Origin of the sequence: Kribbella sp. NPDC051770 (assembly GCF_040681455.1) — a bacterium.
In the GTDB taxonomy this organism is placed as follows: Bacteria; Actinomycetota; Actinomycetes; order Propionibacteriales; family Kribbellaceae; genus Kribbella.
The window spans coordinates 66,666-91,269 of sequence record NZ_JBFAYT010000005.1 but is presented as its reverse complement, the minus strand read 5'-3'; the positions used below and the strand labels follow the sequence as shown (position 1 = coordinate 91,269).

The following is a 24,604-nucleotide window of genomic DNA, read 5'->3' as shown; positions in this document are numbered from 1 at the left end:
AACAATCTTGGTGACAAGCGTCAAGGACTACTTTGAGCTTCCGGAGCTGCAGGGTGTTGCCTAGGGCAAGGAGTGGAGCCGGTTGCCGGCTTGGTCGACCTCGCGCAGGGCGGCGATCACGCTGCGCAGGTGAGCGCGAGCGGCCTCCTCGGCGGCGACCGGGTCGTGCGTGCAGATGCCCTCGATGATCGCCAGGTGCTCGGGCAGCGACACGTTCGGCCGGCCCGGATGCATCGCGAGCTTGAACTGGTGCCGCACGCTCTGTGCTCGCAGCCGCTCCAGCACGTTCAGGGCGGTCTCCTGCCCGCTCAGCTCGCGCACCCGTCGGTGCAGGTTCTGGTTCAGCTGCGAGTACCCGAGCAGGTCCCCACCGGCGACCGCCTTGCGCATCGCCTTGCCGATCGCCTTCAGCTCCTTGATCTCCTCCGCGGTGACCAGCTCGGCCGCCTTCGCGGCGCAGAGCCCTTCGAGCGCCATCCGCACCTCGGAGATCTCGATCGCCTCGTCGAGCGACACCGCGCGGACCCGGGCGCCGCGGTTCTGCACCCGCTCGACCAGGCCCTCGTTGGTCAGCTCGAGCAGCGCCGAGCGCACGGCGGCCCGGCTGATCGCGAACTGCTCGGACAGGTCGGCCTCGACCAGTCGCTGGTTCGGCACGAACTGCCCGCTCACGATCGCCGCCCGGATGGCGGCCACCGCCGGTGGTGCGTCACTCCGCTCGCCGCGGCCCACTGTCACGTCCGGCTCCTTCCATCTCACAAACCAAAATTGTCGCCAATATTGGCGGGGTTTTAGTGTAGCGTCCGACCGTCGAGAGGAGGCGTCGATGGCGCAGCACGTTCCGGTGACCGTAGCGGTGCTGGGGTTCGGCGAGGCCGGCAGCGCGATCGCGCTCGATCTTGTAGCAGCCGGCGCCGTCGTCCGCGGCTACGACCCAGCCGTTCCCGCACCTGCCGGAGTGACTGACACCGCCGACGAGGCAGCGGCCGCAACCGGCGCGGATCTCGTGCTCAGCGTCAACAGCTCGAAGGCCGCGCTCGACGCACTGCGCGCCGGACTCCACGGCTGCACAGGGATCTGGGCCGACCTGAACACAGCGTCGCCCGCCCTGAAGCGCGAACTAGCCGCGGTCGCAGCGGAGGCCGGCGTACCGTTCGCCGACGTCTCCATCATGGCTCCCGTACCCGGCCGAGGACTGCGGACCCCGCTACTGACCAGCGGAGCAGCCGCCGCCCAAGTCGCCGAACTCCTCAGACCCTTGGGCGCGTCCGTCGACGTACTCGAAGGAGAAGCCGGCCTCGCCGCCGAGCGCAAACTCCTTCGCAGTGTCTTCTTCAAGGGCTGGGCCGCCGCCGTCGTCGAGGCCCTGCAAGCCGCCCGCGCCGCCGGCCTGGAGGACTGGCTACGCGCCAACATCACCGAGGAACTCACCCGCGCCGACGCCTCGACAGTGGACCGCCTGGTCGAAGGAACGCACCAGCACGCCGTACGCCGGGCCGACGAGATGGCCGCGGCCACAGAAATGCTCCGCGAGCTGGGCGTCACCCCCGCAATGGCAGCAGCCAGCCGAGACCTGCTGACCCGGCTGGCGCAGCGCTCCTCCTAGACCCGGGGCGTCGCCGGGGTGCGCAAGTCGCCCAGGTGCGGAAGAATCAGCAGCGGCGACACCGCCGTACGTTATCTGCCTCTGGATTCGCTGATCAGAATCACATCGCATTTAGCGGCCCAACGTGTCCCGCCGGTTCACCGGCTGGGACTTCGGCCTGCGATGAAAGAGGACCTGTATGTCCGGCCTGTCGACCCGTGACGCCCTCCGGGACTCCGCCCGTACCGCCACCGAATCGCTGAGCGACGCCGCGCGGTGGGCACGCGGCTGGCTGGTGGTGTCGGCGGTTCTCCTCCTGGTGCAGGCCGCCTTGCCCGCGGCGCAGGTGGTGTTCTTGGAGCGGTTGGTCGACGGGCTGTCGGCTGGGCGGCCGTCGTGGGGATCGTTGACCGGGCTGACGGCGGTCGTCGGCGGGATGTATCCACTCGGGCAGATCGGGCTGGCGGCGACGCAGCGCCTGGGGCTGCGGCTCCGGCTGCGGTACCGCGTGGACCTGGCACACGCCGCCGCCCGACTGGCGCCGAGCCGGTTGGCCCGGGCCGACGTGACGACCGATCTGGAAGCCGGCCAGGCGGCGACCGCGGTGATGGATGCCGTGGCGGGCAAGACGCTCCAGGTGCTCGGGGCCGGCGTGACCTCGGCGGTGCTGTGTGCCGTGGTGGGGGAGATCAACCCGGTGTCCGGCATCCTGGTCCTCGCCGCGCTCGCACCGACGGTGCTCGCGTTCACGGGCATCTCACGGATGGAAGCGCGCGGCTGGCCGGCGGTCGCCGCGGCGGACCGGCGGGCGGCGTACGCGACCGAGCAGCTTGTCCAGCAACGCTCGGGGACCGAACTGGCGGTCTTGGGCACCGGCGGGAAGGTCGCGGACTTGATCGCCGGTCGACGCACCGAAGCGACCAAGGTGCTGGACCGGATGATCGGCACGGCGATGCGGTGGGAGTTCGCGGCCGCACTGGCGACCGCCGTGCTCTTCGGTGGAGCGCTTGTCGCGCTGGTCCACGCTGACGCCTCCGGGGCCGGTACGGCGGCCGCCGTGGCCGGGACGATCTCGGGGCTGAACGCGATTCGCCTGTGTGGGTACGCGTTGGGCACGATCATCACCGCGTCGCCGCAGGCGCGGAGCTACCGCCGCTTCGTCGCCTCGGTCCCACCCGCCGATCCGCAGGTGGTCGCGCGTTCGGTGCGGTCGGTCGAGCTCGATGCCGTCTCCTACAGATATCCCGGCGCGGCCCGTCCCGCGCTGCACCACGTGTCCATCCGCGCCGAACGCGGTGAGATGATCGCGCTGGTCGGAGTCAACGGTGCCGGAAAGACAACGGCGGTCAATGCCCTCGTCGGCACCCTGGCGCCGTCCAGCGGCCGCGTTCTGCTCGACGGCTGCGACGCTGCTGCCCTGACCGAGTCGGAGCGGCTCGGCCACTTCGGCCTGCTGGTCCAGGAGTTCGGCAAGTTCGAGTTCAGCCTGCGCGACGTGGTCGCGCTCGGCGCGCCGGGCCCGGTCACCGACGACGCCGTACGCCGTGCGCTGGTTTCGGCGGAGGCGCAGGCCTTCACCGATCGGATGCCGTCCGGCCTCGACACCCAGCTCGGGCAGCAGTGGGCCGGAACCGGCGTCTCCGGCGGCCAGTGGCAACGCCTCGCCCTGGCCCGGATCTACCTGCGCGGAGCCGGGGTCTGGATCCTCGACGAGCCGACGTCGGCGATCGACGCCGAAGCGGAGCGGGAGATCTTCTCCGAGCTGCGCCGGACCCGGCACGAGCGGATCACCGTCGTGGTGTCGCACCGGGCCTGGACGCTACGCGAGATGGACCGCATTTACGTGCTCGACGACGGCGTGGTGGTGCAGGTCGGGCGGTACGGCGAACTGCTCGATCGCCAGGACGGGCGGTTCGCTCAGCTCTTCGCCGATCAGGCGAAGAACTGAGCTTTGGTCTGATGACTTCGGCCTGCGGATGGGTCTATGGTCGAGGCGGACGCCTGTGGCCACTCCAGGTGCTCTGAGGTCTAGGCCTGTTCTCCCGTCGAGTAACTTCCTTGTTACGGCAGGCTTTTTTGTCACTGACAACGTTGACATGCGCAGTAACGACCAGCCACGATGGCGACCACATTCCGCCCGCCCAAGGGAAAGTTGGTTCGACCGTGCGACGTGTGACTGGTCTAGTGGGGCTGTCGCTGGGGCTGGCCCTGGTGCTCGGCGCCTGTGGTGACAGCGGCAGCGGCAGTGGTGACGGCAGCGCCGGGGGTGGGGTGAAGAGCGCGGTGATCGCGATCGCCGCCGACCCGCTGGAGTACATCAACCCGCTGAACGAGAACGGCAGCCCGGGGATCCAGATCGCCCAGGCCGTCTTCGCGCCGCTGGTCGCGACCGACCCGAACACCGGCAAGACCGTCAACGTGCTCGCCGACTCGGTGACGCCGGACAAGACCAGCCAGACCTGGACGATCAAGCTCAAGCCGGGCAACACGTTCCAGAACGGCCAGAAGCTGACCGCCAAGGACTACGTCGACAGCTGGAACCTGACCGCCCAGGGCTCGACCGCCTGGAAGAACAACGGGTTCTTCTCCAAGGTCGAGGGCTACGAGGCGCTGAACCCGCCGACGCCGGACGGCGCGACGCCGAAGCCGACCTCGGTCAAGACGCTCAGCGGGCTGAAGCAGATCGACGACCTGACCTTCTCGATCAAGCTCAAGGTCCCGTTCTCGCAGTTCGGGCTGACCCTGCAGTACCTCGGCCTGGCGCCGCTGCCGGAGGAGGTCCGCAAGGACCCCGACGCGTACAAGCGCAAGCCGATCGGCAACGGCCCGTTCAAGCTCGACGGCGCCTGGAACCCCGGTGACGACATCAAGCTGGTCAAGTGGGACGGCTACAAGGGCCCGAACGCGCCCGAGGCGACCGCGCTCACGTACCGGTTCATCCCGAACGCCGACACGGCGTACAACGAGTTCCTGGCCGGCAGCGTCGACTTCGTCGACGTACCGCCGACCAAGGTGAAGACCTTCAAGACCGACGCGCCCGACGGCTGGGTGACGGCGGAGCCCTCCGGCGCCAACTACCTGACGCTGCCCGCCTGGGACGCCCGGTTCAAGAACCCGAAGCTGCGGCACGCGTTCTCGATGGCGATCGACCGCAAGGCGATGGCCGACCTCGTCGGTCTGTCGAGCCCGGCGTCGGGCCTGATCGCGCCGGACATCAACGGCTACCGCGCCGACGCCTGCAAGTACTGCGGCTTCGACGCGGCCGCGGCCAAGCAGCTGCTCCAGGAGGCCGGTGGCTTCTCCGGCCCGCTGAACATCAACTACAGCACCACGTCGGCCACCGGCCAGATCTTCGCCGAGGCGATCGGCAACATGCTGCGCCAGAATCTCGGCCTCGAGGTCAAGTACACCGGCAAGCAGGCCTCCGAGATCACCACGCTGGCCGACACCCGCAAGCTCGACGGCCTGCGGTTCTCCGGCTGGGGCCACGACTACCCGTCGATCGAGGACTACCTGACGCCGATGTTCAAGTCGTCCGGCGACGCGAACTTCGCCGGCTACGCCAACCCCGCCCTGGACGCCGTCCTGGCCAAGGGCGACTCCGAGCCCGACCCGGACAAGGCCATCAAGCTCTACCAGCAGGCCGAGGACATCGCCCTCGAGGACATGCCGCTGATCCCGCTCTACACCAAGCAGAACGCCTACCTGCACTCGGCCAAGATCGAGCCCCGGGTGTCGAAGTACACCGGCGTCCAGGCGCTGTACTCGACGTTCAAGTGACGCGCTTCGTTCTCCGCCGGATCCTGACGGCGGTTCCGATCGGGCTGATCGTCACGCTCGGGGTCTTCGCGCTCGTGTTCGCGATGCCCGGGGACCCCCTGCGTGAGCTGGCCGGTGACAAGCCGATCCCGGCGGCCGTGCTGGCTGCCAAGCGGGCCCAGTTCCACCTCGACGAGCCGTTCGTCGTCCAGTACCTGCTGTCGATGAAGGACATCTTCACCGGGCACTTCGGGACGACGTTCGCCGGTGCCGACATCGCCGGTCAGCTCAAGCTGCGGATCCCGGTCACGCTGAAGCTGGCCACGATGAGCCTCGCGCTGCAGTGGATCGCGGGCCTGCTGTTCGGCCTGTACGCCGGCTTCCGGCGCAACGGCCTGGTCGACCGGATGCTGCTGCTGTCCACGCTGGTGGTGCTCGCCGTACCGGGGCTGGTCCTGTACTTCGCGGGGCAGTACGTGTTCGGCGTCGAGCTGAAATGGCTGCCGGTCTCCGGTACGGCGGACGGCTGGCCGCTCGCGTACCTGCTGCCCGCGGTCTGCATCGCGATCAGCGGCTTCGCCGGGATGGCGCGGTTGACCCGGACCTCGATCGTCGACACCGCGAACGCCGACTTCGTGAAGACCGCCCGGGCCAAGGGCCTGGGGGAGCAGCGGATCCTGTGGCGGCACGTGATGCCGAACGCGCTGCTGCCGGTCGTCACGCTGATGGGGATCGACTTCGCCGGGATCTTCGCCGGCGCGGTGCTGGCCGAGTCGATCTTCAACCTGCCGGGGCTCGGGCAGTTCATGTTCTCCGCGATCCGGTTCAAGGAAGGTGGTGTGGTGGTGCTGCTGTCCACGCTGGCCTTCGTGATGTTCATCGTGATCAACCTGGTCGTCGACATCGTCTACGGCGCGATCGATCCGAGGGTGCGCAATGTCTGAGGCCCAGCAGGTCTTCGGGACCGAGACGGCCGACCTCGAAGGCCGGACGCTGTCCAACACCGAGCTGCTCCGCGCGCTGCTGCGCAAACCGCAGTTCGTGCTCTGCACGGTACTGGTGCTGACCTTCTTCGTGATGGCGGCCTTCCCGAAGCTGTTCACGTCGGTGGACCCGCGGTTCTGCGAGCTGGCCAAGACCCAGCACGGCCGCGAGCCCGGGCACCCGTTCGGCTTCGACATCCAGGGCTGCGACTACTTCGCGAACGTCATCTACGGCGCCCGCCCGTCGGTGCTGGTCAGCCTGGTCGCCGGGATCGGCGGGTTCCTGGTGGCCGGGATCCTCGGGCTTCTGGCCGGGTACTTCCCGGGCGCCGTCGACACGGTGATCTCGCGGGTGGCCGACGTACTGTTCGCGCTGCCCGGGCTGATCGCGCTGATCGTGATCCTGAACTCGGTGCCGAACCGGAGCATCTGGATCATCGTCGCGGTCATCCTGCTCACCTGGTGGCCGCAGGGCATGCGGGTGATGCGCTCGACGGTGTTCTCGGTGCGCAACCGCGAGTACGTGCTCGCGGCGCGGTCGGTCGGCGTACCGCCGCTGAGGATCCTGCGCAAGCACGTGTTCCCGAACGCGATGGCACCGCTGCTGGCGATGACCACGCTCGGCATCGGCGGACTGGTCGGGCTGGAGGCGGTGCTCACCTTCCTCGGTGTCGGCCTGCAGCCGCCGTCGATCTCCTGGGGCTCGCAGTTCGGCGTCGCTGCGGCGTACCGCGACACCCCGCACCTGTTCCTCTGGCCGGCGCTGTTCATCTCGACGATGACGATCTCGTTCATGATCATCGGCGACTCGATCCGCGATGCCCTCGACCCGAAGTTGATGAAATGAACGAAATCTTGTTGCAGGTCGAGGATCTGAGTGTCGAGTTCGACACTCCGCACGGAACCGTACGGGCGGTCGACGGTGTCTCCTGGCAGGTGCGGGCGGGCGAGACGCTCGCGATCCTGGGGGAGTCCGGGTCCGGAAAATCGGTCTCGACGCAGGCGCTGACCGGGATCCTGGAGATGCCGCCGGGACGGATCGTCTCCGGTACGGCGAAGTACCGCGGTGACGACCTGATCGCGATGTCGGTGAAGGAACGCCGGCGGATCGTCGGCGACCGGATCACCATGGTCTTCCAGGACTCGCTGTCGGCGCTGAACCCGGTGCAGTCGGTCGGGAAGCAGATCGCCGAGTGCTACCGGGTGCACCGCGGGATGTCGAAGACCGACGCGATGAAACGGGCCGCGGAGATGCTCGACCGGGTGCGGATCCCGGCGGCCGCCAAACGCGTGAACGACTACCCGCACGAGTTCTCCGGCGGCATGCGGCAGCGGGTGATGCTCGCGATGGCGCTCGCGCTCGACCCCGACGTACTGATTGCCGACGAGCCGACCACGGCGCTCGACGTCACCGTGCAGGCGCAGATCCTGGAGCTGATCGCCGAGCTGCAGGCCGAGCGGGACATGGGCGTCGTGCTGATCACCCACGACCTCGGCGTCGTCGCCGACGTCGCCGACAACGTCGTCGTGATGTACGCCGGCCACGTGGTCGAGCGGGCCTCGACCGCCGCCGCGCTCGAGCAGCCGATGCACCCGTACACCGAAGGCCTGCTCGGCTCGATGCCGTCCGCGGACCTGAAGGGCCAGGAGCTGCCGACCATCCCCGGTACGCCGCCGTCGCTGCGGGCGATCCCGTCCGGCTGCGCGTTCCGGACCCGCTGCAAGCTCGCGATCGCCGAGTGCGCCCACGAGGTCCCGCCGCTGCTGACCGTCGCGCCGGGCCGCGACGCCGCCTGCATTCGGCGTACAAGTGCTGACCTGAAGGAGGTCGGATGACCGACGAGTTGCTGGTAGCAACGAATCTGGTGAAGCACTACGACATCAGCCCGGCACTGTCGTTCGGGACCAGGACTCTGGTCCGGGCCGTCGACGGCGTGGATCTCGTCCTGCGCAAGGGCGAGTCGCTCGGGATCGTCGGCGAGTCCGGCTGTGGCAAGTCGACGTTGGTGCGGCTGCTCGCGGCGCTGGAGAAGCCGACCGACGGCTCACTGCTGTACGACGGTGCCGATGTCGCCAAGCTGAAGGGCCGCGAGCTGCGGCGCTGGCGGCGCAACGTCCAGGTCGTCTTCCAGGACCCGTACTCGAGCCTGAACCCGCGGATGCGCGTCGGCGAGATCGTGGCCGAGCCGCTGGAGGTCCACCCGGACGTCTCGAAGGGCATGGACATCCGCAAGCGGGTCCGCGAGCTGCTGGAGCTGGTCGGCCTGCGCGCCGAGGATGAGACGAAGTTCCCGCACCAGTTCTCCGGTGGCCAGCGGCAACGAATCGGGATCGCCCGCGCGATCGCGCTCAACCCCGACGTGCTGCTCTGCGACGAACCGGTGTCCGCGCTCGACCTCTCCGTCCAGGCTCAGGTGGTCAACCTGCTGATGCGGCTGCAGCGCGAGCTCGGCCTGAGCATCATCTTCGTCGCCCACGACCTGTCGGTGGTCCGGCACGTCTCCGACCGGGTCGCGGTGATGTACCTGGGCAAGGTCGCCGAGCTCGGCCGCCACCACGAGGTGTACGACGTACCGGCGCACCCTTACACGCAAGCGCTGCTGTCCGCCGAGCCCGGACTCGCGCGGGCCGGCGGGCGGCGCCGGATCATCCTCGCGGGCGATCCGCCGTCACCGGTCTCGCCGCCGTCCGGCTGCCGCTTCCACACCCGTTGCCTGCAGGCCGAGGCGAAGTGCTCGGTCGACGTACCGGAGCTGCGGGTGCTGGAATCCGGGCAGCAGGTGGCCTGCCACTTCGCCGAGAAAGCACAGGCGAGTTACACCACCGGCGTGGCATCCTGACCGCGTGCAGACCCGAGTACTGATCGAGCCGCGGCCCCGGGACGACCTCGGGCTGGTGCTGCTGCTCGACCTGGCGCTGAAGGAACTGTTCACCCGGTACCCGGCCACTTCCTCGCACCCGGTGGATCCGGCGACCTCGTTCCTGGTCGCCGACCACCGCGGCGACGCGGTCGGCTGCATCGGCCTGATGCCGGTGGTCGAAGGCGTCGGCGAGATCAAGCGGATGTACGTGCGGCCGGACCAGCGTGGGCAGGGGATCGCGCGCCGGCTGATCGGTTCGGCCGAGGCGCTGGCCCGGCACCGGGGTGCGACGTCGCTGCGACTCGCGACGGGGAGCCGGCAGCCCGAGGCGATCGCGCTGTACGAGTCGCTGGACTACCGGCCGACGCCGCCGTACGGGAAGTACGTCGATCAGCCGACGGCGCTGTGCTACACCAAGTCGCTGAACTGATCCGGCCCGGCGAATGAGATCCTTGCCCGGGACGACTGGTGTGGAAAGGGTGCGGATGATCAAGGTCGGGGTGTTGGGTGCCAAGGGCAAGATGGGCGCCGAGACGTGTCTGGCGGTCGAGGACGCGGACGGGCTGGAGCTGGTCGCCCGGCTCGACCAGGGCGACGAGCTGGCCGAGCTGGCCAAGGCCGGCGCCCAGGTGGTGGTCGACTTCACCCGGCCCGAGGTCGTGATGGGCAACCTCGCGTGGTGCATCGAGAACGGTGTCAGCGCGGTCGTCGGCACCACCGGCTTCGACGACGAGCGGCTCGACGTGCTGCGCGGGCAGCTGGACCGGAGCCCCGGCACCGGTGTGCTGATCGCCGCGAACTTCTCGATCGGCGCGGTGCTGATGATGCAGTTCGCCGCCCGGGCCGCCAAGTACTACGAGTCGGTCGAGATCATCGAGCTGCACCACCCGGACAAGGTCGACGCACCGTCGGGGACGGCTCGCCGTACGGCGGAGCTGATCGCGGCGGCCCGGCGCGCGGCGCACTCGGGGCCGATCCCGGACGCGACCACGACCGGCATGGACGGCGCCCGCGGCGCCGAGTTCGACGGGATCCGGGTGCACGGCATCCGGCTGCGCGGCCTGGTCGCGCACCAGGAGGTGCTGTTCGGCGGTGTCGGCGAGACGCTGACGATCCGGCACGACTCGATGCACCGGGAGTCGTTCATGGCCGGCGTCGTGCTCGGCGTCCGGCGGATCGTGGACACCCCCGGGCTGACCGTCGGCCTCGAGCACTTCCTCGACCTCGACTGAGCCGCCGCCGATGACGCCTCGACTGAGCTGCCGCCGATGACGCCTCGACCGGAGCTGCCGCGGTGACCGCCAAGCGCGCGGTGATCGTGATCGCGGTCATCTTCGTCGCGTACGCCGTCCTGCTCGGCTGGCGCGGCGTACTGCTGATCGGCACCGGCGACCCGGTCGCCGTCGGCCTCGGCGCCGCCGTCCTGGTGATCCCGCTGGTCGGCCTCTACCTGGTCTGGCGCGAGCTCCAGTTCGGCCGCCGCACCGAAGCCCTCGCCCAGCAGCTCGACCACGAAGGCGGCCTCCCGGTCGACGACCTCCCCCGCCGCCCGTCCGGCCGCATCGACCGCACCGCCGCCGACGCTGCATTTGCGCGGTACCAAGCCGAAGTGGAGGCCGCGCCGGAGGACTGGCGAGCGTGGTTCAGGCTCTCCACGGCGTACGACGCCGCCGGTGATCGCCGCCGAGCCCGCGCCGCCATGCGCACCGCCATCACACACCACGCCAACAGCTGACCGCCCATTCCTCTGCCCTCCAACACTGTCCCGCAAGGTTTTGGGGCCGCCCGGTCTGGACTGAGGAGGGAGGGAGCGCAGCGACCGACCGACGAGGGAAGACCGGGCGAAAAAGCCCCAAAACCCGCGGCGACGAAGTCGCCGCCAAAAAACACAGCCGCTGCTCGGCTGCCCACCACGTGTCAACAGCCGATCACAGGCGAGCAAACAAGCACGTGTTTGAACTCGTTGGTACCTGGGAGTTCGCTGGGAACTCCGCGTAGCGGGCGACAACCTGGGGCGGTTGGCGATACTTTTTGGGGGTGCGCGGCGACCGCCGCGTACGGGTCGGAGACTGGGTGGAGCCGTCCTGTGCCGTCTGACGGGTCTCGCCGCGGCTCGGACGACGTTCGGACAACGGGTTTCGGTGATCTGCTGCGCCGGCACCGGCGAGAGGCCGGGCTGTCGCAGGAGGGGCTGGCGGAGCTCGCGGGGCTGAGCGTCGATGCGATCGCGGCCCTCGAACGAGGTCGTCGCCGGGCGCCCAGGCCGCACACGCTCAGGCAGCTCGGAGACGCTCTCCAGCTCGGCGCGCCCGATCGCGCCCAGCTCGCGGCGGCCGCCCGCCGCGACGGCGACAGTCCGCGGACGACGCTGCGGCCTCCGCCGGTCCCGGCGAACCAGCTGATCGGCCGCTCCGACGACCTGACCGAGACCGGCCGCCTGGTCGGCGAGCAGGTGACCCGCCTGCTCACGCTGAGCGGCCCGGGCGGTGTCGGCAAGACACAGCTCGCGCTCGCGCTGACCGGCGGCATCGGGCACCGGTTCGAGGACGGCGTCTGCTGGGTGCCGCTCGCGCCGATCGCCGACCCGGCCGCGGTCGCCTCGGCGCTCGCGACGGCGACCGGGGTACACCCGCTCGACGGCGCCCGCCTGGTCGACGAGATCGCGGAACAGGTCGGCCGGCGCAAGATCCTGCTGGTCCTCGACAACTGCGAGCACGTCGTCGCGACGGCCGCGCAGATCTCCGGCGTACTGCTGGAGTCCTGCCCGAACCTGTCGATCCTGACCACCAGCCGCGAGCTGCTCCGGGTCCCGGGCGAGAGCGTGTACGTCGTACCGCCGCTCGCCCTGCCCGAGCTGGAGCAGCAGCCCGACGCGTCCCCGGCCGTCCGGCTGTTCGTCGACCGCGCGACCGCCCGCGGCAATGCGCCCCGCGAGCAGATCGAGCAGGTCGCCCGCGTGGTCCGCCGCCTGGAGGGCATGCCGCTGGCGATCGAGCTGGCCGCCGCGCGGACCAACGTGCTGACCGTCGAGGAGTTGGCAACCGAGCTGGAGACCTCGTTCGGCATCCTCGCCGGCGGAGCCAGTACGGCGGGACCGCGGCAGCAGTCGCTCGAAGGCGCGATCGGCTGGAGCTACGAGCTGCTCACCGCGCCGGAGCGCGAGCTGTTCGCCGAGCTGTCGGTGTTCGTCGGCGGCTGGACGCTCAACGCGGCCGCCGCGGTCCTGACCGGTTCGACGACGCCCGGTCCGCGCGAGCGCGCCGAGACGCTCGACCTGATCGGTCGCCTGGTCGACAAGTCGCTGATCCGGGTCAGCCGCGAGGGCGGGATCGGGCGGTACGACATGCTCGCGGTGATCCGCGAGTTCGCCGCCGACCAGCTCGCGGAGAGCGGCCGGGCCGCGGAGGTCGCGCGCAACCACGCGGCGTTCTACCTGAGCCTGGCCGAGGAGGCCGAGACGCATCTGCGCGGCGCCAACCAGGCGTCCTGGCTCGACCGGCTCGAAGGCGAGCTGGACAATCTGCGCGCCGCGATGAACTGGTCGCTGCGCACGGAGGCGAGCGCGGAGGCGATCCGGCTGGCGGGCGGGCTGTGGCTGTTCTGCTACCTGCGCGGGCACTACGCCGAGGGCAGCGACTGGCTCGAACGGGCGCTCACGCTCGTCGACGGCCGGGCCGATCTGACCGCGGCTAAGGCGAAAGCGCAGCTCGGGGCGGGGATGCTCGCGTTCCTCCAGTGCGAGTACGACGTTGCGACCGCACGGCTGGAGTCGGCGCTCGCGCAGTACAAGGACCTGGACGACGTCGCCGGGACGGCGCTGGTGATGCAGCGGCTTGGCAGTGTCGCGCGGGAGCGCGGGGACTACCGGACGGCAGAGAACCTGCACTGCCAGAGCTACGACCTGTTCGAGAGTCTCGGCGATCGCGCGGGGATGGCGTGGGCGCACAACCAGCTCGGCTTCGTCGCGTGGTTGCGGGGTGATCTGGAGATCGCGACGCGGCGCTGCAAGCGGGCGCGGGACAGCTTCCGGACTCTCGGTGACGGTGAGGGGCTGGCGTGGTCGCTGATCAGTCTGGGCACGATCGCGCAGTACGGCGGTGAGCTGGCCGAGGCGGAGGAGCTGCTGCAGGAGAGCTTGGCGCTGTCGCAGCGGCTCGGGTATCGCGAAGGTGTTGCGTGGTCGCTCAACCAGCTGGGGATCGTGGAGCGGCGACGCGGGCTGACCGAGCGCGCGGTGCATTTGCTGGACGAGAGCCTCGCCGAGCATCGCGACCTGGGGGATCGGTGGCGGTCGGCGAGCGTGCTGGAGGAGCTGGCGACGGTCGCGCAGCAGCGGAACCGGACGGAGTACGCGGCGTTCCTGCTCGGCGCGGCGGACGGGATCCGCGAGGTGATCGGAGCGCCGATTCCCGAGATCGAGAAGGCGGATCGGGCGCAGACGAGGCGAGCGATCGAGCAGACGCTGGACCGGCGGGCGTTCCGGGCCGCCTGGTCGGCGGGAAGAGCAACCCCGCTGTCAGCGGTCGCCGACGGCTACCCCGGCCCGGCCACCGCACCAGACCGCTCAACCAGGCTCTGACCACCCCCTCACCCGCCCCGGATCGCTCTACCCGCCTCTGAAATCACAAGTAGTTCCACCTGACGGGAATTTGTCCCCGATCCATCGGTAAGCGCTTGCCAAGGCTTTGTGACTGACCTCAGACTGTGCCTCCTGATCCGCCCATCAGGAAGGTGTTCGATGACGAGACAGTTCAGCCGGCGTACGGTGCTCGGTGCCGGAGGTGCCATCGTCGGGGGAGTGGCCTTGGGAACCCGCAGCGCGGAGGCGACCGGACTCTGGCAGTCCGAACTGGTCCGGTACGACGCGCGCTACCGCCTCGTCTACCGCGAGGACGCCGAAGGCAACCGGATCCCCGATTTCAGCCACGCCGGGTACCACCACGGCGACCGCCCGATCCCGCACGTGCCGACGGTGAAGACCGTCAAGCCCGTCGAGGGCGACAATACCGCGCACCTCCAGGCCGCCCTGGACGAGGTCGGCGCCCGCCCGGCCGCCCGCCGCGGCGCCGTACTGCTTGCTCCAGGCAACTACCCGGTGGCCGGCACGCTCCGGGTGCGGCAGTCCGGGGTGGTGCTGCGCGGCTCCGGCGACGGCGCCGACCCGCGCCGGGACACGATCATCCAGGCGACCGGCAACACGCCCGTCTCCCGCGACGTCGTCGTCCTGGGTGCGGACGGCCCGGCGACCAACTGGCGGGGTGAGGTGCCCGGGACGCGCACCGACATCACGTCCGACTGGGTCAAGGTCGGCTCCCGATCGTTCGAGGTCGCCGACGCGAGCGGCCTGCGGCGCGGCGACAACATCGTCATGATCCACCCGTGCACCGAGGCCTGGCTGGCCACGGTCGACCACGGCGGTACGGCGACCGACGCCGGCTGGACGGTCGACAGTCAGCCGATCACCTACAACCGCCGCATCACCGGCATCCGCGGTAACACCGTCACCGTCGACGTACCGGTCTTCGAGCACCTGCGCCGCTCGCTCGCGCAGTCGTACCTGTACGTCTGGGACCGGGCCGGGCTGGTCACCGAGGTCGGCGTCGAGCGGCTGCGGATCGACATCCAGTTCGCCGGGGACCCGGACGTCGACGAGGCGCACGCCTTCGTCGCCGTGAAGGTGCGGCGCGTGGAGGACGCGTGGGTGCGGGACAGCACGTTCCTGCACTTCGCGAAGGCGGGTGTCGAGACGACCGAGGCGACCCGGGTGACCGTCCGGGACTGCAACGCGTTCGATCCGGCGTCGGTGGTGACCGGCGGGCTGCGCTACAACTTCAACTGCGAGGCGTTCTCGCAGCAGGTGCTGTTCGTCGACTGCCACGCGACGAAGGCGCGGCACGCGTTCATCTCCAACGGCGCCAGCAGTGCGTCGGGGATCGTGTTCCTGCGCGGTACGTCGGTCGGCGCGCTCGCCTCGAGCGAGGGACACCGGCGCTGGAGCCAGGGGCTGCTCTGGGACAACTTCGTCGACCGCGAGCCGAAGGTGGACCTGGTGCTCGGGATCTACAACCGCGGCGACTACGGCACCGGGCACGGCTGGGCGACCTCGCACTCGGTCGGGTGGAACTGCGACACCGGCGCGGCGAAGCTGGTGGTGCAGAAGCCGCCGACGGCGCAGAACTACGCGATCGGGTGCAAGGGTGTGATCACCGGCGACGGGCCGTTCGAGCAGCCGGCCGGGTACATCGAGGGTGCGAACCGCTCGGGGCTGTTCCCGCAGTCGCTGTACCAGGCGCAGTACCTGGATCGACACCGCTGAGCAGGCTGGCTGTTCGGCGTACCGGGCCCTGGAAAACACCGGGGCCCGGCTGGTGCGTCCACCAGGGCGCACCACCCGGGCCGGTGGATCGGAGACGACCGCCCCGCCGTCTCCGACACCTGGCCTCGCGAGGCACCACGACCTGGGGGATCGAAGGTACCCCGCGAGGGATCAAAGCCGGGACGGACGTGCGGCGACGGGTCCCGGCCGGCTGTGTCTCTGTCTGACCCCCCAGGCAGTCCCCCCACCCCACAGCCGGCCGAAGCCTCGTCGGCGATGTCCCCCGTCCGTCGAGCCCTCCCGGTCGACGTTCGGTTCTCCCGCGCTGACTCAAGGTTGTCCTGGTCACGCTGCGTCGCACAGGGACGCAACCCTGACATCGCCCTGACAAACCGGAACTGACAACGAAAGACCGGCCCGGATTTCGCGGATTGTGACGGAAACCTGGCGGTCCGTACCGGGAATTACCGGATATTCATCGGCCTTTGATTCAGTGCAGGTACCCGGAAACTTCCCGGGTGAATCCTGCCACCCGGCGAAGCGGCGTACCGTCGCCGTCGGCCGGCGGTGGTGTCATCTCCGGACCGGGCAGGCCCTCGCCCCGGCAGGTGGTGTCCTTGGCTGGCGCGCGGCCGGTACTGAGGAACGCGTCGACGAGCTTGTCGGCGCACTTGTTCACCCCGCCGTAGATGCCGTGGTCGCCCTCGCCGGCGATCGTGATCAGCCGCGAGCCGGCGTACCGGCTGTGTGCGGACTGGGCCAGCGACAGGTTCGTCGCCGGGTCGTGCACGGACTGCACCATCAGCGTCGTCGGCAGCCCGGCGCCGGTCGGCGTCGGCAGCGTGCGCTGCGGGCGATCCCAGGCCAGGCAGGGGTTCTCGTTCATCGCCCAGCCGAGCAGCGGGTAGTGCGGGCCGAGCCTCGCCGACAGGACGTCGCCGTACTCGCGACCCTGGGGCCAAGCGCTGTCGTTGCAGCTGACGGCGGTGAAGGTCGCCTGCTGCGCGTCGTCCGCGAACGGCCGGCCGAGCGGGCTCAGACCGAGCGCGGGCTTCGTCGCGCGCTGCACGAGCCGGCGTTGCCGGTCGACCGACAGTGCGTCGACCTTGCGCTGCGCGGCCCGCGGCCCGCCGGTGCTCTGCGCCTTGGCGAGATCGCGGAGAAATGCGAGATCGGTGGCCAGGCTGAAGAAGTCGGCTTTGGTATACAGATCGCCGACGACAATGTTGTCGAGGGTGTTCTGGTCGTAGCTGATCTTCACCGAACCGTCGAGGTATTCCTCGACCGCCGGGCGTTTCTTCAGGTCCGCGCGCAGCCGCTCGTAGGTGCGGATCACCAGTCGCGGAGTGTTACCGAGCTTCAGCTCGCTGTCGTACTTCGCCGCCCACGGCGCGAAGTCCTCACGGAAGCGGCGCTCGAAGGCCTGCGGCTGGGCCTCGAAGGTGTCGATCCAGGGCCGGGTGAAGTCGGTGTTCGAGTCGAGCACGAACCGGCCGACGTGCTCGGGGAAGAAGGTCTGGTAGTACGCGCCGAGCCAGGTCCCGGCCGAGTAGCCGACGTAGTCGATCTTGGCGAAGCCGAGCAGGTGCCGGATCAGGTCCATGTCCTGCACGGTCTGCGCGGTGTCGACGTACGGCAGCAGGCCGCGGGACTGGCGGTCGCAGTACGGGTGGCTGAGCTCGTTGGCCTCGGCGATCAGGCCGAGGTTCGCCGGGTCCCGGTCGCGGGCGTCCATCGTGTAGCCGGGGGCGCCCTCGCAGCTGACGTTCGCGCTGTCGCCGGTGCCGCGCGGGTCGAAGCCGACCGCCAGGCTCTTGGCGAGCGCGGCGCGGCTCGCCAGGAACGGCGCCATCCCGAGCCCGGCGGCGCCCGGGCCGCCCGGGTTGCCGAAGACGACCCGGCTCGGCTTGCCGGACTTCGGCGCGACCTTGCTGACCGCGAGCTGGATGTCGTCGGCCTTGTCGCCCTGGTGCCACCAGTCCCGCGGCGCGGTGATCTTCGCGCACGACACCCGGAACGACGGGTCGCCGCAGGTCTTCCAGGCCGGCTTCTGGTCCAGGTAGCGATTGGCGACGTACGCCGGTCTCTTCAGCACCGGCGCCGGCTCGACGGCCGCGGTGGCGCCGGAACCGGGAACGACGAGCAGGGCGGGAAGGCTGATACCGAGGCCGACGGCGGCCAGGGTACGGAACTTCATACATCCTCCAGAACGTGACGGGACCGTCGCAATCTGTCACGTCAGCGGCCGCCGGTCGAACACCACCCCCGGGTCGGCGACGGAAGTCCTTCTGCTAGGCGCAGAGCTGCGGCTCGAGGATGTCGTAGGCCCAGGCGGCGAAGCGTTCGCGCGTCCAGCCGCGGTTGGCGACGAGCAGCAGGTAGAGCTCGGTGCTCAGTACGGCGTACAGGATGTCGGTGGCGTGCTCGGCGGTGACGTCCTGGCGGGCGCCGGGCTTGCCGAGCAGGCTCTGCGCTGCCTCGGTCTGGATGATGAGCCGCGGGTCGCTGTCCGGCCAGAGCTCGGCGATCGCCGCATCCGCGGCAGTGGCCGCTTCGAGCATCTTCATGATCGGCGCGACCCGGGCGAGCACCTGCGTCGTGCCGTCGATGTGCGCGCGCAGCTGCTGCTGGGCGGTCTCGGCGGCGAGGGCTTGGGTGAACCACGGCCGGTCGAGCGTGGCGACCGGCTCGTCGTCGCCGGCGATCGTGCGGTCGACGACCTCCTTCAGCACGGTCTGCTTGTTGCCGAAGCTGTAGTAGATCGTCTGGACGGCGACTCCGGCCGCTGCCGCCATGTCCTGCAGTGCGGTCGCGCCGTACCCGTCGCGGACGAACAGCTCCGCGGCCGCGTCGAGCACCTTGGCCCGGGTGATCCGCGACTTCTCGGCTCTGCCGTCGACCTTCTTGACCTGACTCATGTTTGTAGTCTATCTCTAGAGTCAATCACTAGAGTTCAACTACAAGGAGTTTCTCATGAGTGTGCTGCGACTGACCCGGCTGACCGTCGACGCCGACCGGACCGACGAGATGCTGGCCCGCCGGGCCGACCTGATCGAGGCCGTCCGGCGGACGACCGACGGGCTGACCGACACCCGGCTGGCCCGGGTCGACGAGGAGACCTGGCTCGACGTCTGGCGCTGGGAGTCCGGCGAGGCCCTCGACCAGGTCTCCGCCGTGGCGCCCGGGCTTCCGGAGGCCAAGGCGGCGTTCGCCGTCGTGCGGGACGCGCAGGTCGAGCGGTACGACCTGGTGGATGAGCGGTAGGCCTGGTTGGGTTGTTCGCCATGGCGGATGACTTGGTGGAGCGCGCGCGGTCGGTGGTCGAGGCGTTGGAGCGGGACGACGTCGAGGCGGTCGCCGCCGCGCGCTCCGCGCGGCTGATGGACTGGGAGCCCGGTCCGTGGATGCGCGAGGCCTGGGCGCCGCGGCTGGAGGCGGCGGCCGGTTCCGGTCGCCGTGTCGTCGAGGGATGGCGGGTTCGGGACGGGATGGCTCGCTTCCGGCTCGAAGGCGACGGCGGTGAGGCGTTCGTGACCGTGCTGATGACGGCGGACGGGTTGTATGGGCTGGACATCGCGGCCGAGGTCCAGGACTGGAGGTTCGCGGTCTGCATCGGCTGCGCCGACGGGCAGCACGACGAGCTGCGCGCGTTCTGGAAGCGGCTGGTCGACACGCCGCTCAACTTCGGCGACGGGTACGGGCGGGCGCCGCGGTGGCCTGATCCGGCGTACCCGCAGCAGTTGCACCTCGACGTCGTCGTACCGGATCTGGAGGCGGCGGAGGCCGACGTACTGGCTGGTGGTGCGACGAAGCTGCGGGACTCGGGGACGTTCCGGGTGTACGCCGATCCGGCCGGGCATCCCTTCTGCCTGTACGCCGGCGAGACCCGGGAGCTCGCGCGCGTGGTGATCGACTGCCCGCATCCTGCCGTGCTGGCTGACTTCTGGGGCGGGCTGCTGGAAATGCCCGAGCGGGTCGAGGAGACGGCCGACCGGATCGTGATCGCCCGGCCGGACGGGCGGCTGCCGATGATCGCGCTGCAGCGGGTCGAGGACTACCAGGCGCCGCGGTGGCCGGATCCGGACTATCCGTCGCAGCTGCATCTCGACGTGTTCTCCGACGACCGGGTGGAGCGCGAGGAGGTCGCGCTTCGGCTGGGTGCGACGAAGGTGCCGCCGCAGGGCGGTGGCTGTCCGGTGTACGCCGATCCGGCGGGACATCCGTTCTGCTTGTGCTTCACGGGGGAGTAGTTCTGTCGGTGCCGGGCTCTAGGGTCGGTATATGGGTGAACTGCTGATCGGACAGCTGGAGTTCTACTGGGACGTGCACTTCCGGCCGCGGCTCGACGGGCTGACGGACGAGGAGTACCTGTGGGAGCCCGCGCAACCGGCCTGGACGGTACGGCGTGGTCCTGACGGGCAGGTCGTCGCGGACCTCGAGAACCCGGCGCCGGAGCCACCCCCGGTCACGACGATCGCCTGGCGCCTGGTCCACATCGGCGTCGGCTGCTTCGCGATCCGCGCCAACACGTTCTTCAACGACGGCACGACACCGGCCGACGCGGACATGTTCGACCCGCGCCAGGAGCCTGCGGACCTGCCGCTCACCGCAGCGGACGCGCTGGCGTTCCTGGACCACTGGTACGCCCGCTGGCACGACAACATCCGCTCGCTCGACGCGGAGGCGCTCGCTCGCCCGCTGGGCCCGAAGGGCGGCCCGTTCGCCGAGGACTCGATGCTCGCGCTGATCACCCACATCAACCGCGAGACCATCCACCACGGCGCCGAGATCTCGCTGCTCCGGGACCTCTACCGCGCCCGAGCCTGAGGTTCTCCGCCTTCGCCCCTCACACTCCACTGGACGTCGACGAAGAGTTCACCGACTGGCTCACCCGCGCGTACGCCGTGGGCCGCGGCGACCATCGCCGCTGAGCTCCGCGAGGATCTCCCGCTGCACGGCGTCCGAGGGATCGTGCCCGCCGGCGTACTCGTGGGCCGTCGCGCCGGGGACGTTCGCCAGCAACCATCGCGTGTGCTCGATCGAGCTGTTGGCGTCACCTGTGCCGTACCAGACCGACACCGGCGCCTGGATCTCGCCGAGATCGAACCCCCAGGGGAGAACCAGCGCGAGGTAGTCGTCGATCCATCCGTCGATCCCGTCCACAAGGCTCGCCCGTAACCGCACTGACCGCCCGCCGTCGTCCCCCTCGCCTTCGCCCGCGACGCCGCGTCGGCGGACACCGAGTGCGGCGAGCAGTTCGTCAGCCCGTCGGCTCAGGTGCTTCCGCAAATGCTCCTCGCCCTTCCGGGCGTCCGCCCACCAGTCCAGCTCCAGCGGCCCGATCCCCGCGACCGTGCTGCGGAACGTCACCCGCTCCCGCAGCAGCGCCGCACACGCCAGCGCGTGCGGCGCCCCACCCGAGAAGCCCGTGACAGCGAACCGCTCCCACCCCTCCGCATCAGCCACCGCCCGTACGTCGTCCGCGACGTCGGCCACCGAGCGCCCGGCCCGCCGCGCCGACCCGTAGCCCGGCCGCCCGGGGACGACCACCCGCAGCCCGGCATCGTTGATCGCGGCAACAATATCCGGCCGTTCCCAGCGCGTTCCGGGAGTCCCGTGCAGCGAGATCACCCGCACCGCGTCCGCCTCGGCCCATCCCGCTTCGCCGTACCGGCAGTACTGGACGACGCGGTCGCCGACGGCGACCTCATGGGTCTTGGGCGGGCTCCAGATCACGGCTCCATTGTCAGGCCGGTGTGAGTCTTGATGTGGTCGGGGATCGGGTCGTGCCGGTCGCCGGTGGTCGGGATGCCGGCCGGCTCGATCACCACGATCGACGCGCCGCCGTCGGAGAACGGGCGGTGCTCGACGCCGCGCGGGACGACGAAGACCGAGCCGGGGGAGAGGACGACCGTGCGCTCGTCGGGGTCGCGGATGCCGATGCCCAGCTTGCCGTCGAGGACCAGGAACAACTCGTCGGTCGTCTCGTGCAGGTGCCAGATGTACTCGCCGGCCACCTTGGTCACCCGGACGTCGTAGTCGTTCAGGCGGGCGGCGATCCGCGGGCTCCAGAGGTCGTCGAAGGTCTTCAGGACGGCGTGCAGGTCGACTGGTTCGTTCATGTCTCGAGCCTGACCGGTGCACAGGGCCCAGCGTGAGTGCTAGAAATGGCACGTGCCGAAAGAATTCTCGCACCGGGTCGTGGTGATCGTCGACGCCGGCTCCAACCCGTTCGAGCTCGGTGTCGCGACCGAGCTGTTCGGGCTGCGGCGCCCGGAGCTCGACGTGCCGTGGTACGAGCTCGCGCTCTGTACGCCGTCGCCCGAGGTGCCGATGCATCTCGGCTTCTTCACGTTGAGCGGCGTCGGCGACCTCAGCGAGGTCGACACCGCCGACACGGTGATCGTCCCGAACCGGCCCGATCCCGAGGAGCCGGTCAGCCCCGCCGTCCTCGACGCCGTACGCCGAGCCGCCGCGCGCGGCGCCCGCCTGGTCAGCTTCTGCACCGGCGCCTTCACGCTGGCCGCGGCCGGCGTACTGGACGGGCGGCGAGCGACCACCCACTGGCGCTGGGCGGCAGCCTTCGAGCGGATGTTCCCGGCGGTCGAGCTCCAGCCCGACGTCCTGTTTGTTGCTGACAGCAACGTCTACACCGCCGCCGGGAGCGCGGCCGCGCTCGATCTCGGCCTGCACCTGGTCCGCGCCGACCACGGCGCCGAGATCGCGAACGCGGTCAGCCGCCGCCTGGTCTTCACCGCCCACCGCGAGGGCGGCCAGCGCCAGTTCATCGACCAGCCGGTGCCCGCCGTACCGGACACCTCGCTGGCACCGCTGCTCGACTGGGCCCGCTCCCAGCTCGCCGAGCCGCTCACCGTCACCGACCTCGCCGACCACGCCGCAGTCAGCGTCGCGACGCTGCACCGCCGCTTCCAGTCCGAGCTGGGCACGACACCGCTCGCGTGGCTCACCACCGAACGCGTAGCTCTGGCCTGCCGCCTCCTCGAACGCGGCGAACCCGCCCTGGAGAAGATCGCCCGTCAGTCCGGCCTGGGAACGGCCACCAACCTGAGACTCCAGCTCAAACGCACAACAGGCCTCACCCCGACGACGTACCGCCGCCGCTTCGCGCTGACCTGATCAGTCGTCGCTGCCCGGCGCCGCGTGCAGGCGGATCTGCTTGATGCGGACCGAGGCGTCGCCGTACAGGTCCAGCTCGCGGTGGGCGCCGTCCGGGGCCCAGCCGGATTCGGTGTAGAACGCCCGCAGGATGTCGTCGGTCGCGTTCACCCACACCGTCACCCGGGTGAACCCGTCCGCGCGGACCGTGTCGACGACCGCGTTCAGCAGTCGTGAGCCGTGCCCGGCGCGGGTGGCCTCGGGGTTGACCGCGAGCTCGGCGATCAGCGCGTCGTGCCGGGGGTCGCCGTCGGGGTCGTCCGAGGGGGTGATCGCGGCGAAGCCGACCAGGTCGCGGCCGTCGAGGGCGACCATCACGCGGTTCCGCGCTTCACCGGGTGACAGCAGCGCGGCCCGCCACTGCGCGGCGAACTGTGCCGGGTTGAGATCGAGCAGCACGTCCGCCGGCAGCAGCCCCTCGTACGCGCGCCGCCACGCGGCCACCTGCACCTCGCCGATCGCGTTCGCCTCGGCCGGAAGCGCCAACCGCACACTGGTCTCCGCGATCGGGGACTCCCCGTGCATCGCGGCCAGGCTCTCAGGTTCCGGTACGCCGAACTCGTCGCTCATGGCTCCATCCTCGCAAAGCGCATGACAAACGGCCCGGCCGGGGAGGGCCGGGCCGAGCCGCTTGTCGGTCGGAGAGGATCAGCGGTTGTAGACGAGGCGGCGGAGGAGGGTCTCGGCAGGGCCGCGGTAGTTGCGGTGCTGCATGGCGTTGGCGGCGAGGACCGAGACGATCCAGATGGCGATCGCGGCGGCCGCCGCGGTGAAGGCGGTGTTGCCGAGGTCGAGGTTCAGGCCGTACGGCGCCAGCAGGATCGTCCAGGCCACCGACTGGAACAGGTACCCGCTCAGCGAGCGCTGGCCCAGGGCGGAGATGGCGGTCAGCGGGCGACCCAGCTGGGGGCGGCGGAGCAGCTTGGCGACGATCAGGCCGAACAGGGCGACGTACCCGGGTCCACCGAACTGCCCGCTGATCTGGGCCAGGAACTCGAACGAGCTGACGGCGCTGGAGTCGACGTGCAGCCAGCCGGCGCCGACCAGGCCGAGCGGCAGCCCGCCCAGGACGGTGATGCTGAGGCCGAGGACGGCGACGCGGGTCAGCAGGGTCTTGTGCTGCGCGGGGTTCTCCAGGATCTGGCGGCGGGCGGCCCACATGCCCAGCCAGACGACGACGATCAGGCCGAGGACGAACGCGGTGTGCGCCGGGTACTCCTGCAGCCGCTCGACCAGGCTCTGCCCGTACGACGTGGCAGCCAGCGACGGGTTCGGGCTGTTGGTGATCGACGCGGCCGGGCCGGTCGAGTTGAGCGCGGCCATCAGCGCCAGCACGCCGGTGCCTACGGCGTACAGGACCTGGAGGGCCCAGATCACGATGATGAGGCGGTGGAACTTGTCGCTGCGGTTGAGCAGCAGCAAGGTGCAGAGCACGCCGATCAGGCCGTAGGCGCCGAGGAAGTCGCCGAAGTACAGCAGGGTCGCGTGGACCAGGCCGAAGCCGACCATCCACAGGTGCCGCTTCAGCAGGATCGAACGCACGGCACCCACCGAGCTGCCGGAGTTCTGCTGCCGCCGGGCGAGCTGGACCAGCCCGTACCCGAACATCAGGCCGAAGACCGGGTAGGCCCGGGCGTCGACCAGGGTCAGCTTGAGCAGGTTGAAGACCCGCTCGAGCCCGTGCGGAGTGCCGTTCACGCCGGGGGCGCCGGCGAATCCGAAGTTGGCGGCGTTGGCCAGGGCGATCAGCAGCAGCATCGCGCCGCGGATCAGGTCCGGGGCGAGCGCGCGCTCCCGGCGGGTGACGGGGCCGCGGTGCTCGACGGCCGGGGGAGTCGCTGTGTGTGCCACGGCGGTTCGTCCTTCCAGGAAACTGTGCAGGCTTTGAACTGTTACCTGAATCCTGCCGTCGCCGGGCCGGCCC

Annotated in this window: 23 protein-coding genes; 16 read left to right on the top strand and 7 right to left on the bottom strand. The window is 70.2% G+C overall.

Features of this window, described 5'->3' with window-relative positions:
- Positions 1–60 precede the first annotated feature (60 nt).
- A complete protein-coding gene (locus AB0M01_RS18220) occupies positions 61–738 on the bottom strand; it encodes a GntR family transcriptional regulator (protein ID WP_363670773.1) in 678 nt (225 codons plus the stop codon).
- Positions 739–826: 88 nt separating this feature from the next.
- On the opposite strand from AB0M01_RS18220, the gene AB0M01_RS18215 reads away from it, so the two are divergent.
- The 12 genes from AB0M01_RS18215 to AB0M01_RS18160 all read left to right on the top strand — a co-directional run bounded on the left by AB0M01_RS18215 (position 827) and on the right by AB0M01_RS18160 (position 15,504).
- Positions 827–1,606: a DUF1932 domain-containing protein gene (locus AB0M01_RS18215; RefSeq protein WP_363670771.1), complete on the top strand. Its 780-nt coding sequence runs from the start codon at positions 827–829 to the stop codon at positions 1,604–1,606.
- Positions 1,607–1,784: 178 nt separating this feature from the next.
- Complete coding sequence (locus AB0M01_RS18210; protein WP_363670769.1) at positions 1,785–3,533, top strand: ATP-binding cassette domain-containing protein; 1,749 nt, start codon at positions 1,785–1,787, stop codon at positions 3,531–3,533.
- Positions 3,534–3,757: 224 nt separating this feature from the next.
- The gene (locus tag AB0M01_RS18205; protein ID WP_363670767.1) at positions 3,758–5,365 is read left to right on the top strand and encodes an ABC transporter substrate-binding protein; all 1,608 of its coding nucleotides are present in this window, start codon (positions 3,758–3,760) and stop codon (positions 5,363–5,365) included.
- The gene (locus AB0M01_RS18200) at positions 5,362–6,288 is read left to right on the top strand and encodes an ABC transporter permease (protein WP_363670765.1); all 927 of its coding nucleotides are present in this window, start codon (positions 5,362–5,364) and stop codon (positions 6,286–6,288) included. The genes AB0M01_RS18205 and AB0M01_RS18200 overlap by 4 nt, the downstream gene beginning before the upstream one ends.
- Complete coding sequence (locus AB0M01_RS18195) at positions 6,281–7,174, top strand: ABC transporter permease (protein ID WP_363670763.1); 894 nt, start codon at positions 6,281–6,283, stop codon at positions 7,172–7,174. The genes AB0M01_RS18200 and AB0M01_RS18195 overlap by 8 nt, the downstream gene beginning before the upstream one ends.
- Complete coding sequence (locus tag AB0M01_RS18190) at positions 7,171–8,163, top strand: ABC transporter ATP-binding protein (RefSeq protein ID WP_363670761.1); 993 nt, start codon at positions 7,171–7,173, stop codon at positions 8,161–8,163. The genes AB0M01_RS18195 and AB0M01_RS18190 overlap by 4 nt, the downstream gene beginning before the upstream one ends.
- Positions 8,160–9,167, top strand: coding sequence for a dipeptide ABC transporter ATP-binding protein (locus AB0M01_RS18185; protein WP_363670759.1), 1,008 nt, complete (start codon positions 8,160–8,162; stop codon positions 9,165–9,167). Before AB0M01_RS18190 ends, AB0M01_RS18185 begins: the two co-directional genes overlap by 4 nt.
- A gap of 4 nt (positions 9,168–9,171) precedes the next feature.
- Positions 9,172–9,618 (top strand): GNAT family N-acetyltransferase, encoded by a 447-nt coding sequence (locus AB0M01_RS18180; protein WP_363670757.1) that lies wholly within the window; start codon positions 9,172–9,174, stop codon positions 9,616–9,618.
- A gap of 55 nt (positions 9,619–9,673) precedes the next feature.
- A complete protein-coding gene (dapB, locus tag AB0M01_RS18175) occupies positions 9,674–10,420 on the top strand; it encodes a 4-hydroxy-tetrahydrodipicolinate reductase (RefSeq protein WP_363670755.1) in 747 nt (248 codons plus the stop codon).
- Positions 10,421–10,482: 62 nt separating this feature from the next.
- Positions 10,483–10,923: a hypothetical protein gene (locus AB0M01_RS18170; protein WP_363670753.1), complete on the top strand. Its 441-nt coding sequence runs from the start codon at positions 10,483–10,485 to the stop codon at positions 10,921–10,923.
- A gap of 351 nt (positions 10,924–11,274) precedes the next feature.
- Positions 11,275–13,767 (top strand): tetratricopeptide repeat protein, encoded by a 2,493-nt coding sequence (locus tag AB0M01_RS18165; protein ID WP_363670751.1) that lies wholly within the window; start codon positions 11,275–11,277, stop codon positions 13,765–13,767.
- Between the two features lie 159 nt (positions 13,768–13,926).
- Entirely contained in the window at positions 13,927–15,504 is a 1,578-nt protein-coding gene (locus AB0M01_RS18160; protein WP_363670749.1) for a hypothetical protein, read from the top strand.
- Positions 15,505–15,994: 490 nt separating this feature from the next.
- Here the strand turns inward: AB0M01_RS18160 and AB0M01_RS18155 are convergent, their stop codons facing one another.
- Together AB0M01_RS18155 and AB0M01_RS18150 are read right to left on the bottom strand one after the other, a co-directional pair.
- Positions 15,995–17,701: an alpha/beta hydrolase gene (locus AB0M01_RS18155; RefSeq protein ID WP_363670747.1), complete on the bottom strand. Its 1,707-nt coding sequence runs from the start codon at positions 17,699–17,701 to the stop codon at positions 15,995–15,997.
- Positions 17,702–17,795: 94 nt separating this feature from the next.
- Positions 17,796–18,422 (bottom strand): TetR/AcrR family transcriptional regulator, encoded by a 627-nt coding sequence (locus AB0M01_RS18150; RefSeq protein ID WP_363670745.1) that lies wholly within the window; start codon positions 18,420–18,422, stop codon positions 17,796–17,798.
- A gap of 55 nt (positions 18,423–18,477) precedes the next feature.
- On the opposite strand from AB0M01_RS18150, the gene AB0M01_RS18145 reads away from it, so the two are divergent.
- From AB0M01_RS18145 to AB0M01_RS18135, 3 genes are read left to right on the top strand one after another with little or no spacing between them, the layout of a single operon-like run.
- Complete coding sequence (locus AB0M01_RS18145; RefSeq protein ID WP_363670744.1) at positions 18,478–18,768, top strand: antibiotic biosynthesis monooxygenase; 291 nt, start codon at positions 18,478–18,480, stop codon at positions 18,766–18,768.
- A 20-nt stretch (positions 18,769–18,788) separates the two neighbouring features.
- On the top strand, positions 18,789–19,754 hold the full coding sequence (locus AB0M01_RS18140; RefSeq protein WP_363670742.1) for a VOC family protein: 966 nt from the start codon (positions 18,789–18,791) through the stop codon (positions 19,752–19,754).
- A 31-nt stretch (positions 19,755–19,785) separates the two neighbouring features.
- Positions 19,786–20,331 carry a DinB family protein gene (locus tag AB0M01_RS18135; protein WP_363670741.1) on the top strand — a complete coding sequence of 182 codons (546 nt, stop codon included), beginning with the start codon at positions 19,786–19,788 and terminating at the stop codon, positions 20,329–20,331.
- 60 nt (positions 20,332–20,391) lie between these two features.
- On the opposite strand, the gene AB0M01_RS18130 is transcribed toward AB0M01_RS18135, so the two are convergent.
- Both AB0M01_RS18130 and AB0M01_RS18125 read right to left on the bottom strand, forming a co-directional pair.
- Positions 20,392–21,240, bottom strand: coding sequence for an alpha/beta hydrolase (locus AB0M01_RS18130; RefSeq protein ID WP_363670739.1), 849 nt, complete (start codon positions 21,238–21,240; stop codon positions 20,392–20,394).
- Positions 21,237–21,626 (bottom strand): cupin domain-containing protein, encoded by a 390-nt coding sequence (locus AB0M01_RS18125; RefSeq protein WP_363670737.1) that lies wholly within the window; start codon positions 21,624–21,626, stop codon positions 21,237–21,239. Before AB0M01_RS18125 ends, AB0M01_RS18130 begins: the two co-directional genes overlap by 4 nt.
- A gap of 52 nt (positions 21,627–21,678) precedes the next feature.
- On the opposite strand from AB0M01_RS18125, the gene AB0M01_RS18120 reads away from it, so the two are divergent.
- Positions 21,679–22,641, top strand: coding sequence for a helix-turn-helix domain-containing protein (locus AB0M01_RS18120; RefSeq protein ID WP_363670735.1), 963 nt, complete (start codon positions 21,679–21,681; stop codon positions 22,639–22,641).
- Here AB0M01_RS18120 and AB0M01_RS18115 read toward each other — a convergent pair whose 3' ends face one another.
- Both AB0M01_RS18115 and AB0M01_RS18110 read right to left on the bottom strand, forming a co-directional pair.
- Positions 22,642–23,250 carry a GNAT family N-acetyltransferase gene (locus AB0M01_RS18115; RefSeq protein WP_363670733.1) on the bottom strand — a complete coding sequence of 203 codons (609 nt, stop codon included), beginning with the start codon at positions 23,248–23,250 and terminating at the stop codon, positions 22,642–22,644.
- A 78-nt stretch (positions 23,251–23,328) separates the two neighbouring features.
- On the bottom strand, positions 23,329–24,531 hold the full coding sequence (locus AB0M01_RS18110) for a DUF418 domain-containing protein (protein WP_363670731.1): 1,203 nt from the start codon (positions 24,529–24,531) through the stop codon (positions 23,329–23,331).
- Positions 24,532–24,604: the final 73 nt, after the last annotated feature.